This window comes from Nonomuraea diastatica (assembly GCF_004349015.1).
Taxonomy (GTDB): Bacteria; Actinomycetota; Actinomycetes; order Streptosporangiales; family Streptosporangiaceae; genus Nonomuraea; species Nonomuraea diastatica.
The window spans coordinates 1-646 of record NZ_SMKP01000455.1 but is presented as its reverse complement, the minus strand read 5'-3'; the positions used below and the strand labels follow the sequence as shown (position 1 = coordinate 646).

Annotated in this window: 1 protein-coding gene; it reads right to left on the bottom strand. The window is 65.5% G+C overall.

Annotation, left to right across the window (positions count from 1 at the left end):
* Nucleotides 1-46: 46 nt before the first annotated feature.
* Nucleotides 47-430, bottom strand: a complete 384-nt coding sequence (locus tag E1294_RS52145) for a transposase (RefSeq protein WP_281284641.1) — start codon at nucleotides 428-430, stop codon at nucleotides 47-49.
* Between the last annotated feature and the right edge of the window lie 216 nt (nucleotides 431-646).

Here is a 646-nt window from a genome sequence, read left to right as displayed (position 1 = left end):
ATCCGCTGCCTCAAGCGCTACGTCGCCCGCGAAGTCTTCCCGATCATCACCGCAGCACTCTCACCAGCGCGTACTCCGCCCGCTGCGGCTTGACAAACATAGGGGCGTCATCACGCTCGTCCTCCAGCTCCGCACGCTCCTTCTCCCAGGCCGACTTCTCCTTGGCATGCTGCTTGACCAGCTCGGCCCTCTCCCGCCGCAGCCGCGCAAGCTCCACCTGCTCGGACTCCTTCAGCTTGCCGCCTCCGATGCCGTCCCGCCCGACCTGCCCTGCCGCGAGCCGGTCCATCTGCACCCAGTTGTACAGCGTGTACTCGTTGATCCCAAGATCCCGCGCTACGTGCGCGACGGGCTTGCGGGTCTCCCTGACGATCCTCACCGCCCCAGCCCGGAACTCCGGATCAAAACGACGCCTCGTGGTACCTGCCACGACCCAACCTCTCCCGATTCGATCTCCACGCTACGAGGGGAAGCCCACATCGCCGCCGATGTCGACACGTGCAGGGCTGTCTCGCCTAGTACTCCAGTGACACATCGCGATCATGGATCGGATCGGCGCTGGTAGTGGTAGTGCCGGGCTGTGGCTTGGTGGCGTCGGCGCCAGTGTGACCAGCGCAGAACGTCCGTGATGGAGCGGTGCCGGATC